At 40.1% G+C, this 13,591-nt stretch carries 14 protein-coding genes; 7 read left to right on the forward strand and 7 right to left on the reverse strand.

Features of this window, described 5'->3' with window-relative positions; translation table 11 throughout:
* Positions 1 to 47: 47 nt before the first annotated feature.
* Positions 48 to 1,367 (forward strand): sigma-54-dependent transcriptional regulator, encoded by a 1,320-nt coding sequence (locus HMPREF1536_RS18400; protein ID WP_028728785.1) that lies wholly within the window; start codon positions 48 to 50, stop codon positions 1,365 to 1,367.
* On the opposite strand, the gene HMPREF1536_RS18405 is transcribed toward HMPREF1536_RS18400, so the two are convergent.
* Positions 1,364 to 1,828, reverse strand: coding sequence for a TspO/MBR family protein (locus HMPREF1536_RS18405; RefSeq protein WP_028728786.1), 465 nt, complete (start codon positions 1,826 to 1,828; stop codon positions 1,364 to 1,366). The two genes, HMPREF1536_RS18400 and HMPREF1536_RS18405, sit on opposite strands and share 4 nt — an antisense overlap.
* 376 nt (positions 1,829 to 2,204) lie before the next feature.
* Here HMPREF1536_RS18405 and HMPREF1536_RS18410 point away from each other — a divergent pair, with 376 nt between their 5' ends.
* The 5 genes from HMPREF1536_RS18410 to rsgA all read left to right on the forward strand — a co-directional run bounded on the left by HMPREF1536_RS18410 (position 2,205) and on the right by rsgA (position 6,370).
* Entirely contained in the window at positions 2,205 to 2,510 is a 306-nt protein-coding gene (locus HMPREF1536_RS18410) for a hypothetical protein (protein ID WP_225608020.1), read from the forward strand.
* Positions 2,458 to 3,762 carry a DUF3440 domain-containing protein gene (locus HMPREF1536_RS18415; RefSeq protein ID WP_081693367.1) on the forward strand — a complete coding sequence of 435 codons (1,305 nt, stop codon included), beginning with the start codon at positions 2,458 to 2,460 and terminating at the stop codon, positions 3,760 to 3,762. The genes HMPREF1536_RS18410 and HMPREF1536_RS18415 overlap by 53 nt, the downstream gene beginning before the upstream one ends.
* Positions 3,746 to 4,255 carry an IbrB-like domain-containing protein gene (locus HMPREF1536_RS18420; RefSeq protein ID WP_007659314.1) on the forward strand — a complete coding sequence of 170 codons (510 nt, stop codon included), beginning with the start codon at positions 3,746 to 3,748 and terminating at the stop codon, positions 4,253 to 4,255. Before HMPREF1536_RS18415 ends, HMPREF1536_RS18420 begins: the two co-directional genes overlap by 17 nt.
* A 283-nt stretch (positions 4,256 to 4,538) precedes the next feature.
* Entirely contained in the window at positions 4,539 to 5,318 is a 780-nt protein-coding gene (locus HMPREF1536_RS18425; RefSeq protein WP_028728789.1) for a class I SAM-dependent methyltransferase, read from the forward strand.
* Positions 5,315 to 6,370: a ribosome small subunit-dependent GTPase A gene (rsgA, locus tag HMPREF1536_RS18430; protein ID WP_028728790.1), complete on the forward strand. Its 1,056-nt coding sequence runs from the start codon at positions 5,315 to 5,317 to the stop codon at positions 6,368 to 6,370. Before HMPREF1536_RS18425 ends, rsgA begins: the two co-directional genes overlap by 4 nt.
* 77 nt (positions 6,371 to 6,447) lie before the next feature.
* On the opposite strand, the gene HMPREF1536_RS18435 is transcribed toward rsgA, so the two are convergent.
* From HMPREF1536_RS18435 to HMPREF1536_RS28450, 3 genes are read right to left on the reverse strand one after another with little or no spacing between them, the layout of a single operon-like run.
* A complete protein-coding gene (locus HMPREF1536_RS18435) occupies positions 6,448 to 7,119 on the reverse strand; it encodes a DUF2461 domain-containing protein (RefSeq protein ID WP_028728791.1) in 672 nt (223 codons plus the stop codon).
* A gap of 3 nt (positions 7,120 to 7,122) precedes the next feature.
* Positions 7,123 to 7,950, reverse strand: a complete 828-nt coding sequence (locus tag HMPREF1536_RS18440) for a zinc finger domain-containing protein (protein WP_028728792.1) — start codon at positions 7,948 to 7,950, stop codon at positions 7,123 to 7,125.
* Positions 7,951 to 7,954: 4 nt separating this feature from the next.
* Positions 7,955 to 8,155, reverse strand: a complete 201-nt coding sequence (locus HMPREF1536_RS28450) for a GyrI-like domain-containing protein (RefSeq protein WP_081693368.1) — start codon at positions 8,153 to 8,155, stop codon at positions 7,955 to 7,957.
* Between the two features lie 527 nt (positions 8,156 to 8,682).
* On the opposite strand from HMPREF1536_RS28450, the gene HMPREF1536_RS18445 reads away from it, so the two are divergent.
* Positions 8,683 to 10,494 (forward strand): reverse transcriptase/maturase family protein, encoded by a 1,812-nt coding sequence (locus HMPREF1536_RS18445; protein WP_046151773.1) that lies wholly within the window; start codon positions 8,683 to 8,685, stop codon positions 10,492 to 10,494.
* Between the two features lie 64 nt (positions 10,495 to 10,558).
* On the opposite strand, the gene HMPREF1536_RS18450 is transcribed toward HMPREF1536_RS18445, so the two are convergent.
* From HMPREF1536_RS18450 to HMPREF1536_RS18460, 3 genes are all read right to left on the reverse strand, one after another.
* Positions 10,559 to 11,596, reverse strand: coding sequence for a zinc ribbon domain-containing protein (locus HMPREF1536_RS18450; protein WP_052349858.1), 1,038 nt, complete (start codon positions 11,594 to 11,596; stop codon positions 10,559 to 10,561).
* A 213-nt stretch (positions 11,597 to 11,809) separates the two neighbouring features.
* Positions 11,810 to 12,769, reverse strand: a complete 960-nt coding sequence (locus HMPREF1536_RS18455; RefSeq protein ID WP_028728371.1) for a nucleotidyl transferase AbiEii/AbiGii toxin family protein — start codon at positions 12,767 to 12,769, stop codon at positions 11,810 to 11,812.
* Entirely contained in the window at positions 12,766 to 13,491 is a 726-nt protein-coding gene (locus tag HMPREF1536_RS18460) for a DUF6088 family protein (RefSeq protein WP_028728370.1), read from the reverse strand. The genes HMPREF1536_RS18455 and HMPREF1536_RS18460 overlap by 4 nt, the downstream gene beginning before the upstream one ends.
* Positions 13,492 to 13,591: the final 100 nt, after the last annotated feature.

Below are 13,591 nucleotides of genomic sequence, written 5' to 3' on the forward strand. Positions count from 1 at the left end.
TATTCCTAAAATATATATCTTTGCGTAAGGATTTAATATAATTAAGTATGCTATCAGTTCTTATTGTTGAAGATGATATAACTTTTTCTTTAATGCTCACAACCTGGTTAGGAAAGAAAGGTTTTGAGGTAAAAGCACTTAGCTCGGTTTCGGATGCAAAACGCCAGATTGAGAGTGTCAGCTACGACCTGATCTTGTCGGATTTACGTTTACCGGACGGTGACGGGATCGACTTGTTGAAGTGGGTAAAGGAAAAATATGCCTCTTTGCCTTTGATCATGATGACTAGCTATGCGGAGATACAGACCGCTGTTCAGGCCATTAAGCTGGGAGCATCCGATTATATTGCCAAACCCCTGAATCCGGAAGAGTTGCTGAGTAAGATTCGCGAGGTGGTGAAAACGCCTGCGGTAGAACATACTCCGGCAAAGAAATCGCCGGAAGGGAATACTTATATTGAAGGACAGAGTCCTGCCGCCCGTCAGTTGTTCGATCATGTCCGCTTGGTTGCCCCGACGGATATGTCGGTACTGATCACCGGGGCGAGCGGGACGGGGAAAGAATATATAGCCCGTCGTATCCATGAGCAGAGTAATCGCAGTAAGGCTCCGTTTATTGCAGTCGACTGTGGGGCGATCCCCAAAGATCTGGCGGCATCCGAGTTTTTCGGTCATGTGAAAGGTTCGTTTACCGGGGCGATAGATAATAAGACCGGTGCTTTTGTGGCTGCTCACGGAGGAACGATCTTTCTGGATGAGATCGGTAACCTGACCTACGAAGTGCAGGTACAACTTCTTCGTGCCTTGCAGGAACGTAAAGTGAAGCCGATCGGTACAAATGAAGAGATAGCTATCAATGTCCGGTTGATCTCTGCCACAAACGAGAATCTGCGGACAGCTATCGATAAAGGTGATTTTCGTGAGGATCTTTATCATCGTATCAATGAGTTTACTGTCCGTATCCCGGATTTGAAAGAGCGGAAGGAAGACTTGTTGCTTTTCGCGAATAATTTCCTCGACCAGGCGAATGCCGAGCTCCAGAAAGATATCATCGGTTTTGATAACGAGACGATCCGTCTTTTCCAGTCTTATTCATGGCCGGGTAACCTGCGTCAGATGAAGAATGTCATCAAATATGCCACCCTTCTGGCCACCGGCCGGTATATCACCCGTCGTGAACTCCCCGAAGAGCTGACGGAAGCCCCGGAAAAAGACACCCGCATCCTCCTGAAAGACGAAACCCATGAATGCGAACTCATCAAACGCGCCCTCCAGGAATCCGGCAACAACAAAACCCGTGCCGCCCAACTATTGGGTATCGACCGGAAAACGCTTTATAATAAACTGAAGCTTTATAATTTGGATTAGTTATACATCAATATATACCCATTTAAATAAGTTGCAAACAACAACCATATTAAATATGGTATGAAAAGTATTGAGCTGGCTTTGTTTACCTGATAACTCTTCAATGTGTAATTGATAACGAAGATGTCGAGCAACAGGATATTGATAAATCCGATAAGCGGGTTCTGGATATAAAAGAAACTGATGCTCCAGGTGAAATTGAAAAATAGCTGAAAGATAAATGCTTTGATGAAGAACCTTCTTCGCTCTATGGTCGAGTTGATAAGTAGTCCGATGGATAACCCCATGCATACATAAATAATGCTCCACGCAATCGGGAAAACAATATTCGGAGGAGTTACCGCCGGTTTGATAAGGGTTGGATACCAGTTCTTTATTGCGTCAGCCTGGAAATAGGTGGCGGAAAGCCCTACAAGGAAACAAACCAGGATAGGGATAATAATATTCAATGCTTTTCTCATTATTTTTTGTTTTTCTTATTGAATAACAATAGGAACTTCGCTCTTGTTGTCTGAAAGTAGAAAGTTTTTGTGATATATGATATGGGCGGGATATCTACTCTGTTTTCTGCTGCTCCTGAAAATTAAAGGGTGAACTCTTTATTTTAAGTTAAAATATTAGCTGTTAATACCCTTTGGTATAGTATTTTGTTTATTTTTGTGTTTCGAAGGATTTGTATAATCTTAGTCTCTTTGGAATATGAATATAGAAGTGTTATCCGGAATCGCCCCGAGGCTATATGAATTAGTTGCTCCACTAGTTATGAGTTGCAGCGTTTTGCGACAGAATAATAATTATCCTTTCAAAACATCTAAACATTATTTATGGTTTGTCGCTATGGAAAGAGACACGGTGATAGGGTTTATACCCGTTGAAATCAAAGGTACATGTGTCGTTATTAATAACTATTATGTGAAAGGAGAGGACAATGCGGTACTGGCATCCCTGATCGATGCTGTTTTGGAACATTTCAAGAATATTTCGGTTGTCCGGGCCGTTGCCCATACCCGGCATAAAGAGCTCTTTGCTTCAGCTCATTTTTTCGTAACTCAGGAATGGAAACTATATAATAAAATGGAATATAGATGTGATGATGAGAGAGAAACTCAATGTGTACGAAGCAGTACAAGTTCGGTTGGATAAGATATTTTCCGACTTCGATAACGTATACGTCTCTTTTTCCGGAGGTAAGGACAGTGGTGTTTTGCTGAATTTATGTATTGACTATATACGCGAACACCGCCTGAAACGGAAACTGGGAGTCTTTCACATGGACTATGAGGTGCAGTACCGGGAAACCACTTCTTATGTAGACCGCGTATTGTCTTCCAATTCCGACATCCTGGAGGTCTACCGGGTGTGCGTCCCTTTTAAGGTTCCTACATGTACTTCGATGTTCCAGAATTACTGGCGTCCGTGGGACAGAGAGTTGCAGAATTTATGGGTGAATAAGATGCCCGAAAACTCGCTTTGTGTGGAGGACTTCCCGTTTTATGATGAGAATATGTGGGATTACCAGTTTCAGTTAAAGTTTGCGGAATGGTTGCATGAAAAAAAGGATGCCGGACGCACCTGTTGCCTGATAGGGATACGGACACAGGAAAGTTTCAACAGATGGCGCGCTATCCATATAAAGAATAAAGTGCAGACTTACCGCCGGCTGAAATGGGTTCACCAGCTGGCACCACGTATATATAATGCTTATCCTATATTCGATTGGAAAACAAAAGATATATGGGTTGCCAACGGTAGGTTCGGTTGGGATTACAATCACTTGTACGATTTGTTTTATCAGGCAGGAGTCCCGTTGGAAATGCAGAGAGTAGCAAGCCCTTTTATCTCCCAGGCCATAGCCAGCCTGAAATTATACCGGGCAATAGATCCGGATATGTGGGGAAAGATGATCGGGCGTGTCAACGGAGTCGGTTTTGCCGGGTTGTACGGTGGCACTTCCGCGTTGGGATGGCAGTCTGTCAAATTGCCGCAGGGAATGACCTGGAAGTCTTATATGGAATTTCTATTGGGAACCTTGCCGGAGAAGACACGGGAAGGGTATTTGCAGAAACTCTCCGTCAGCATAAAATTCTGGCGTGAGAAGGGTGGTTGCCTGGCAGAAAACACCATCGAGAAGCTGATACAGGCAGGAATTCCGATACGGGTTGAAGGCCGTACAAATTACAAGACGGTAAAGAAACCGGTTCGGATGGAATATCTGGATGATATCGATATTCCGGAATTCCGCGAACTTCCAACCTATAAGCGTGTCTGTATCTGCATATTGAAGAATGACTACTATTGTAAATATATGGGCTTCTCACTGAATATTCACGAGAGGAAACAAAAGGAAGACATATTAAAACTTTATAACTCTGAATTATATGGAGGAATATACTAGTCCTGTGTACAAAGTAAGGGCTGTCCCTGTGGAAAAGGTGGTAGCCAACAGCTATAACCCCAATGTCGTAGCACCCCCGGAAATGAAATTGCTGGAAGTCTCTATCTGGGAAGATGGGTTTACTTCCCCGTGTGTATGCTACTATATTCCGGAGGAAGACATCTATGAACTGGTCGACGGCTATCACCGCTATATGGTGATGAAGACATCAAAACGTATCTATGAGCGTGAACGCGGCTTGCTCCCCGTCACTGTCATCGAAAAAGACCTCTCCAACAGAATGGCTTCGACCATCCGCCATAACAGGGCACGTGGTACCCACAATATTGAACTAATGAGTCATATCGTCTCCGAGCTCTCCAAATGCGGCATGTCGGATGCCTGGATACAACGTAATATCGGTATGGACAGAGATGAAATATTGCGTTTGAAGCAAATATCAGGTTTGGCGGAATTATTCTCTAATAAGGAGTTTAGCTTGTCGGAAGAGTAAAAATTATATGGCCGTTTGAGGTTTTAAGGATGATGGAATGGCGTTTATAGTAGAGTTTTTGCATATTTGATAATTACTATGTATCTTTGCCCCATGTTAAACAAACTATTTAAATCGGATTTGGTGTAGTAAACAATCTGTATTCCTTGTACAGGTTGTCCTTTCGTTTGTTCTCGGGTAATTCTATCCGGGCATAATTCCTATTGTATTAATTCAATTTTAATCAGTGTACAATGATGACGGCATTGTTATGCTTTCACGGGTATACTATATACATAAAGAAATGAGTAACGAAAATAAAACAATTCACGAATTCGATTTTAATTTAATCTGCGAATACTTTTTAAATACAGAACGCCAGGGGCCCGGAAGTCCAGAAGTGACTCTTAAAGCATTGGGCTTTATAGATAACCTTACCGATCAATCCCTTATCGCCGATTTGGGTTGTGGCACAGGCGGCCAGACAATGGTATTGGCCCAGCATGCACCGGGACATATTACCGGTCTTGACTTTTTTCCGGGATTCATCGACAGGTTCAACAGTAATGCCAGAGGGCTGAATCTTCAGGATAGAGTGAAGGGAATCGTCGGTTCGATGGACAACCTTCCTTTTGGAGAAGGAGAGTTAGACCTGATTTGGTCGGAAGGAGCCATTTATAATATAGGCTTTGAACGCGGACTGAACGAATGGCGCAAATATCTGAAAACAGGAGGATATATCGCTGTTTCTGAAAGCGCCTGGTTTACTGAAGAACGTCCAGCAGAGATTCATGATTTCTGGATGGAAGCTTATCCGCAAATAGATACGATACCCAATCAGGTTGCCCTGATACAAAAGGCGGGGTATCTTCCTGTCGCTTCTTTTATTTTACCTGAAATTTGCTGGACAGAGCATTATTTTGCACCGTTAGTTAAAGCTCGGGAAAAGTTTCTGGCCAAATATCCGGGAAATAAAACCGCCGAAGAACTTGTCGCGATGTCGCATCACGAAGAGGAGTTATACCGCAAGTATAAAGAGTTCTACGGCTATGTATTTTATATAGCTAAAAAGATAACGCTATGATTCGTTTAAATATGTATGGTTGGAACGACCGGTTGAACCAACTAAAACAAGAATCGGCTTATAATACATTGTCTCACGGACGGATAGCCATCGTGCATCGTACCTGTTACGAGGTTGTATCCGAAAGCGGACTGTACCAATGCGAGTTGACGGGAAATATGATGTACGGGAAATCTGACTTTGAACTGCCCTGTACAGGTGACTGGGTGCTGTTTCAGCCATTCGACGATAGCAAAGGCATTATCGTCGGTATGTTGCCTCGTGAACGGACTTTATACCGCAAGAGAAATGGAACGGTAGCCGGAAAACAGGCAATTGCTTCGTATGTTGACAAGGCGTTTATCGTGCAGAGTCTCGATGATAATTTCAATATGCGCAGGGTGGAACGTTTCATGGTTCAGATATTGGAAGAAAACATCCATCCCGTATTGATACTCAATAAGGCTGATTTGCCTTTTGATAAACAGGAGACAGAGGAAGCAATCAGGCACCTTACCCGTAGGATGCCGGTGTTCTTCACAAGTATCCATCACCCTGAAACGGTCTCCCGGTTACGGGATTCCATATCGGAAGGCGAAACGGTTGTCTTTGTCGGTTCTTCGGGGGTAGGGAAGAGTTCTCTTGTTAATGCACTTTGTGAAAGGTCGGTGCTGCTGACGTCAGATATAAGCCAGTCCACCGGAAAAGGACGGCATACTTCCACCCGGCGGGAAATGGTCTTGATGGACGGTTCAGGTGTTTTAATCGACACTCCGGGTATCCGTGAGTTTGGATTGACTGTAGATAATCCCGATTCATTAGCCGAAATGCTGGAAATCTCCAACTATGCAAAATCGTGCCGTTTCAAGGATTGCACACATACCAACGAACCCGGTTGTGCTGTTCTGGAAGCAGTCGCAGGAGGTTCGCTAGATACCAAAGTGTATGAAAGCTATCTGAAACTAAAGCGTGAAGCCTGGCATTTCTCCGCTTCTGAGCATGAGAAACGTAAAAAGGAAAAATCCTTTACAAAGCTCGTGGAAGAAGTGAAGAGGCGCAAGGCTGAATCCTGATTTTATATTTATGGTGCAGGTGTCTTCGGATTCCTGCACTGTATTTTTCAAGGTGTATGATCCTGATTTGATCTTTATTATTTAGGGTTTCTAGATAATCCTTTATTTATAAAATCATTAAATGGTTTCATTAACTTGATTTTATGGACTATTTCATCAATGAATAAATCAGATTGGAGGAAACAATTATCTTCGAGTTCGGCATAAATGTCCCATGATTTATGTTTTAAGTATTCTGATACAGGAGACTTATCAGAATATTCCTTTGGAACTTTTTTTAGTTTTTCCCCTTGAATTACAAAATTCATCGAGAAATCGGGATTGTTGATGATATCTAAGAAGTCATTAGAATTATCTGAAATATGCTTTCGTATAAGTTTTGTTGCTTCCGGTATCTGTGAAGTGTATATTCCGCCACCCAATAATATATTATGTGGCTTAATATGGATAAAGTAGCCTACAGGTATTGGATACTTTCCAGCGGGAGAAATATGAGCGCGAAAAGCAGGAGTATAGGGTGATTTGTCTTTGCTAAATCGTATATCCCTATTCAGCCTAAAAATCATATTGGCAGGAGTTAGTCCAGTATATGAAACGTCAAAATAACTAATCCGGTTTATTAATTCTTGAATTATATTTTCAAATTCAGCTTTTGCTCTGTCATAACGCAGTTTGTTCTCTTTCATCCATTCAGATGAATTGTTTAGCTCTAAATCGTTTAAAAAATCTAGAATTATATTTGTATCCATATTTTATATTTTTTGGCAAGTAGGACAGTAGTAAACGGCTCCGCCACCGTTAGATGCATCTTTAATAATAGAATTATCACATCTTGGACATGGATTATTCAATGTATTTCTGGACAAAATGGTTTTATAGTTCCCATGTTTGCCGAACAGGTCTGTTTCAGTATCTCTTCCGCCTTGAAGAATCATACTCTTTAAGGTCGTTTTGATCGATTGCAATAAGGCCGATTTATCGGTATCTGTCAATGAACTTATTTCTCTTTTAGGATTAATTTTTGCATTGAACAGTATGTCTTGCAATACTCCGTTCCCCAAACCGGGAATGCGTTGTTCTGCAGCCAACAGCATTTTAACTGATAATTTAGGCTTTAAACCAATAAATAGCTTCTCAAAATAGGAATCATTGAATTCATTATTTAGCGGAGAAATGCTTTCTGCACTTTTTTTGTAATATACTTCGTCATATATTCCGGTATATGCAGCTATCACTCCAAACATACCTACGGTAAAAGCAAGATAGGTATTATCATCAAGCGTAAGCAATAGTTGATAATTATTCGGCATCTTGCCCGATATTGTACCGTATTTCAGGTTTGTTCCATCTCCGAAACTGATTTTTGTGCCTTTATCCAATATTATATCTACATACATACCAAAACTTTCGGAAGATTTGATTTCTCTTCCGGTAAGTAGTTTGCCATAAGTGAGGGGATCGCCATAATAGAATGTATTCTTATGATATTTTGTGGCATTGAATACTTCTGTGATAATTCTACCTTTTAAGGTAACATCGATCTGTTTCGCTAATGTTTGATTTTCCGGTAATTCTTTCATGGTATTATTTCTTTGTTGTTTTTTCAATAGGAATATATATTTCTGTCAATAAGTTATTATAGTCTTCCTCTATCGGAGTCTTAATATATAACTCGAAAGTTAATGTGTTTTTCTGTCGATATTCACTCTGTGGAAGCCATGTTAAGTAAATGTATCTATGTGCGCCCGTAAAGGTTGCATCGTAAACATCTCTTTGGCAAGAGATTAGGAAAGTGTTCTTTGAAAATAACCTATCATCAGCCGACTTATCTGTTTTCGGGAAAACTTAACCGAGCAGGGAGTGTAGCATGTCGGAAAAGTCATAAGTCAGTTAGTTACCAAACTGCGACTGAATGGCGAGATGAAAAGATAGATATGAGGATAAAGTCCGAATTGATTAAACGATAGTCCGAGTGGTTCCCCTTTAGGCTATGGCGTAAGGTAACTATCAATCGCCATATCGTGATACTACTTCAGTGTATAGGTATGAATGTAGCAAGAACTTATCACGACACAACCGCAGTAAGCGAGTGAAGGACGGAAGTCGTATCCGACAATCTATCATGCCAACAGTTACGATGTAATAAACGGGGATTACCTATCCCGAAGTGCCGAAAGGCTATTAGGTTTGACCTATGAAAATTCGGAGTGGTAACGGAGCTTCCATAGTAGTCCGAGCAAGGTAACGCCTTGTACATGGCGAAGGGAAGCAGCTAATTATTAATACAATTAACGGAAAATGTGAGAGACATTATGAGAAGTCCAGAAAGAGTATTAAACAGTCTATCAGAACACAGTAAGGATGTAAGCTACAAGTTTGAACGTCTTTACAGAATTTTGTTCAATGAGGAAATGTTCTATGTTGCCTATCAGCACATCTACGCCAAAGAGGGCAACATGACTAAAGGTTCGGACGGTCAGACCATTGACAACATGAGCCTGAAACGAATTGAAAAGTTGATTGATACGTTAAAAGATGAAACGTACCAGCCCCAACCGTCAAAGAGGGTGTACATACCGAAGAAAAACGGTAAGAAAAGACCTCTTGGCGTACCGACTTTCAATGACAAGTTAATACAAGAAGTAGTAAGAATGGTATTGGAAGCCATATACGAGGGAAATTTTGAATACACCTCGCATGGGTTTCGACCCAATCGAAGCTGCCATACTGCATTAACTCACATCCAAAAGGAGTTTAGCGGTGCAAAGTGGTTTGTAGAGGGAGATATAAAAGGTTTCTTTGATAATATAAGCCATGATGTATTAATAAACATACTCAAGGAGCGCATTGCGGACGAACGCTTCATACGCTTAGTACGCAAGTTTTTGAAAGCGGGATATATCGAAGAATGGCAATTCCACAATACTTACAGTGGCACACCGCAAGGGGGTATCATCAGCCCGATATTGGCTAATATATACCTTGACAAGCTGGATAAGTATATAAAGGAATACATAGCCAAATTCGATAAAGGGAAGAAACGAAAATTCAGTAGAGAAAGTTTGGACTTCGGCAATGCAAGAAAACGTATTGTGCGAAGATTGAAGTCCGTAAAAGACGAAAGGCAAAGGGTAAAGCTAATCCTTGAACTGAAAGCAATAGAACAAGGACGGGCTAAATATCCCAATGGCGAAGAAATGGATGCCGATTACAGGAGAATGAAATATGCGAGATATGCAGATGATTTTCTCGTGGGAATTATCGGAAGTAAGCAAGATGCGCAACAGATAAAGGGAGATATTAAAAACTTCCTTGCTGATAAACTGGCATTGGAACTGTCTGATGAAAAGACACTTGTCACCCATACCGAAAGACCTGCCAAGTTTCTCGGATATGAAATTACTGTAAGAAAGTCCAACGACCAAAGACGTGATAAACGGGGTAGATTAAGAAGAACCTATGGTAAAAGGGTCTGCTTGAATGTCAGTATGGAAACTGTCCGTAAAAAACTGTTCGATTGGGGAGTCTTGGAAATGACAAACCGTAACGGAAAGGAAATATGGAAACCGAAATGTAAATCGGGACTGATATTCAATGACGACCTTGAAATCCTTGATAGCTATAATCGGGAAATCGTGGGTTTCTATAATTACTACTCCATAGCCAACAACTGTGCCCATGCCTTGAATAATTTCAAGTACATCATGGAATACAGCATGTACAAAACGTTTGCAGGCAAATATAAGTGCCGCACACGCAAGGTAAACAAGAAATATCGTAAGAACGGTAGGTTTATCATAAAGCACATGACTAAAACAGGTGTAAAGGAAAGATACTTTTACGACGGTGGCTTCAAACGCAAGAAGCCCACCTATAAATCGGAATGTGACACCATGCCACGAACAATTTATACTGCGGGGCGGACAAGTCTTGTTGAAAGGCTGAAAGCCCATGAGTGTGAATTATGTGGAGCGACAGACGACCTTGTTATGCACCATGTAAGGAAACTAAAGAACTTGCAGGGTAAGGAAAGCTGGGAACGACACATGATTGCCCGCAAACGCAAAACGATTGCCGTGTGCAGGAGTTGTCACAAAAAGATACATGACGGAAAGATAGACTAAAATTAGTGGAGAGCCGGATACGCTGAGAGGTGTAAGTCCGGTTCGGGGGCGAGCATTTGGAAACCTACCATAGAAATATGACAAGGCGCTGGGTGCTTAGCCTACATAAATCGGGTAAAGAGGAATAATCGCCTTCATATTTGAATACCGCATAATGTCCGGCAGGTATTTCCATCATTCCGAATTTGCCTTTTGCCTTCACTTTTTGATTAACAGTAAGTCCGATAAGAAAGCGGCAATTGCTATAAGCAGTAATAAGCGGGTCATCCATACTCACGCTTATAAATCTGTTTTCAGGACTTTTTGTAATATTGCTTTCTGCAAAAGATAGTAGTTCTTTCCATATATCCTTATAGGCTTTTATCGTAGAACACGTATTATCAATGGTTCTATAAATCATACTTAAACTACTAATCTTCTTAATTTGAGGTAATCTTTTTTCTGAAAGTATGGGTGCTTCATTATAGGGCTGTTGTTTGTATTGCTGTTTATAATCTGATGGAGACAACCCAAAGTGTTTCTTGAACGCTTTGGATAGGCTATGTTTGGTTTGATAGTTAGTTTGCAGCACGATGTTGTTCAGAGAAAAATTTGCTGTCAAAAGCAGATGTGCGATATGTTCTAAACGTATACGCTGGACATAAACTCCTATGCTTTCGCCGGTGTACTCTTTAAATATACGCAGGAAATGGAACTTTGATAGTCCGGCAATTTTGGATAATTGTTCGGTATTGAGCATATCAAACAAATGGCTGTTGATATAAACCTTTATCCGATTTATTATTTCATGATAAATATTTTCAGTGTCAATCTTTTGCTTCCATCGTTTAAGGGTAGGTAATCTTTTGTTAAGAACAGTTCGAAGTTCATTCGGTGTATATTGGGTATGAACATGATTATTGAAAAGATCTGTATTCTCAACCCATACATCAATTACTTTTTTCATTGAATAATCCACTGTGTATTGCCCATTTTGATAACAGTAGACACAATATTCATCACATTTCGTTTGATCGCCATTAGTTCCAAGAAGTTCTTCCTGATTTATATCTAATGGCATTCCGCAACTTTGGCAATATCTCTTTTCTATTTCCAACTCCATAATTAACTATTCGAATTATATCATGCAAATATAGAGAAGATATATCCGGAAAGGTTGTCCGGTGTTGCTATCTTGTATAAGACGTACAGTGGATACCCAATTAACCGTGAATTTGGTATTTATCGTCTGGGATTTCCTAATCGTGAAGTGGAGGAGGGCTTTATGAAATATTTGCTTCCTTTATTTTGTACTTAAACCGGGGAAAGGAAAAAATCATAGCTGATTTTTAATAAATCGAATAAAGTCTTCTATTTCAATTTTTATTTTATTAGAAGTTGGTATTTCGCTATAAGCTAATGCTTTTAACTCCTTTTCATAAAGTCCGCTTAGTTCATTCCACAACTTATCAAACAAATTTAGCAAAGGAGCTTTATTGATAGAACTATTGTGCCATTTCTCTGGAACATCAAAAGCCTCCTTGTCATGTTCAATCAACTTTTTTAAATCTTTGATAAAGTCACTTTTCACATATTCTGCACATTCCATATCATTCAGTAGAAAGTAAATGTCATAGAAGTGACGAATTTTACTCCCCAATCCTTCTGCTGGGTTATCCATGAAAGAGAAGCGTAATAATGCAACAATCTTTTCACATAACGTTCTTCGTTTGTCCAGTATATTCAATTCAAATGGATACATATCGTGTTCTTCAATCAAAGATTGCATGCCGGTTTCTTCCATATAAGATGTGATAAAACTTCTTATATACCGTTTTATATAAGGGTATGGGTTTGCAAAGGAATTAATTTCTACGATGACGTGGTTGGCGACAAAACTATGTAGCGGCTCATTTGTCGATGAAGGATACTGATACAATGCTTTTCGATACCGCGAACCTTTGCTTGTCAGTTCAGGTACGATTTGTTCCTGTAAACCTTGTGTCATTTCCTTGCATACTTTTGAAATAAGTGTCTTTATCTGGTTTCCACTCAATTCGCCGGTAAGCACAGCGACATCAACATCCTCTGAGAACCTATTTATCAAACCATATCCTTTTGATAACGAAGTACCTCCTTTAAATACTGTACTTTCAGCATAAATACTGCTGGAAAGTTGTTGCAGTATTTTGCTTATCCAATAGTCTTTTTCTATATAGACCGGTGCTATATGGTAATATTCCGACGTGGCTCTTATTGCGTCCGCCAATAGTTCCGGGTGTTGATCCAATTTCATTCAATCCTCCATTTTCTTATTTCGGGTAACACTTGTTCGTTAATCCCTATTTTATAGGTGGTCAGCGGATTTAGCGTATTCCACAATGATACTGCTTTGTTTGTGCCATAGATGTTCTCTACCATCGCTCCGAACAGGGCACGTGCCATTGGAGGATATTTTTCTGCAAGTATAAGTAATTTATTTGTTTCTCCCTCCTCTAATTCCTGGATAATAGCAATAATACGTTTGCATGACTGGTTGATAGTAGTATCCGGTATTTCTTTAATAAACCGGATGGTATCCAGTATTTGTAGCAGAGGAATATTGTCTTTCGTTATGGGATTGGATTGCAACACAAAGCTAATTGTAAATAAACCTCTTTGTTTTTTGTTCTTACGTACATTTGTACCGATTTGAATGGTATTTGGAATTTGTGTAGTTAATCCCAGTCTGTTAAAGACTGAATAGCCAGTCATATAACCGATAATTTCTCCATCTTTTTCAAGTAGGTCTTTTACAATCTCTTCCTGTTTAGGCTTTAAAGCACCAAAAACACTTTTTTTCGGCTTGTAGAAGCGCCCTTTCGAAATTTTAGCAATAACACCTTCATTAACCAGACGATTCAGCATTTTGATAACGCTTTCACTCCACTCTGGAGGTAAATTGAGATCCTGATATGTGAAAACATAGTCAGGTTGAAAGTTTTCGACTAATTTTTGTACTTCTCTTGTTATGGTCATGAACTTATTTCCTTGTTTTACAGATGCAAAGATAATAAATATTCCAGTTTTTACGCCATGAAACTGGAGTTTGTGTATTGTTTTATCCCTATTTTTTTAG

Origin of the sequence: Parabacteroides gordonii MS-1 = DSM 23371, assembly GCF_000969825.1 — a bacterium.
GTDB lineage: Bacteria > Bacteroidota > Bacteroidia > Bacteroidales > Tannerellaceae > Parabacteroides > Parabacteroides gordonii.

Excerpts from the sequence above, each read along its gene's own strand:
- HMPREF1536_RS18405 (WP_028728786.1), bottom strand. The coding sequence starts at position 1,828 with ATGAGAAAAGCATTGAATATTATTATCCCTATCCTGGTTTGTTTCCTT.
- HMPREF1536_RS18400 (WP_028728785.1), top strand. The coding sequence starts at position 48 with ATGCTATCAGTTCTTATTGTTGAAGATGATATAACTTTTTCTTTAATG.
- rsgA (WP_028728790.1), top strand. The coding sequence starts at position 5,315 with ATGATTCGTTTAAATATGTATGGTTGGAACGACCGGTTGAACCAACTA.
- HMPREF1536_RS18440 (WP_028728792.1), bottom strand. The coding sequence starts at position 7,950 with ATGAAAGAATTACCGGAAAATCAAACATTAGCGAAACAGATCGATGTT.
- HMPREF1536_RS18460 (WP_028728370.1), bottom strand. The coding sequence starts at position 13,491 with ATGACCATAACAAGAGAAGTACAAAAATTAGTCGAAAACTTTCAACCT.
- HMPREF1536_RS18455 (WP_028728371.1), bottom strand. The coding sequence starts at position 12,769 with ATGAAATTGGATCAACACCCGGAACTATTGGCGGACGCAATAAGAGCC.
- HMPREF1536_RS18415 (WP_081693367.1), top strand. The coding sequence starts at position 2,458 with ATGATGAGAGAGAAACTCAATGTGTACGAAGCAGTACAAGTTCGGTTG.
- HMPREF1536_RS18435 (WP_028728791.1), bottom strand. The coding sequence starts at position 7,119 with ATGGATACAAATATAATTCTAGATTTTTTAAACGATTTAGAGCTAAAC.
- HMPREF1536_RS18445 (WP_046151773.1), top strand. The coding sequence starts at position 8,683 with ATGAGAAGTCCAGAAAGAGTATTAAACAGTCTATCAGAACACAGTAAG.
- HMPREF1536_RS18410 (WP_225608020.1), top strand. The coding sequence starts at position 2,205 with ATGGAAAGAGACACGGTGATAGGGTTTATACCCGTTGAAATCAAAGGT.
- HMPREF1536_RS18420 (WP_007659314.1), top strand. The coding sequence starts at position 3,746 with ATGGAGGAATATACTAGTCCTGTGTACAAAGTAAGGGCTGTCCCTGTG.
- HMPREF1536_RS18450 (WP_052349858.1), bottom strand. The coding sequence starts at position 11,596 with ATGGAGTTGGAAATAGAAAAGAGATATTGCCAAAGTTGCGGAATGCCA.
- HMPREF1536_RS18425 (WP_028728789.1), top strand. The coding sequence starts at position 4,539 with ATGAGTAACGAAAATAAAACAATTCACGAATTCGATTTTAATTTAATC.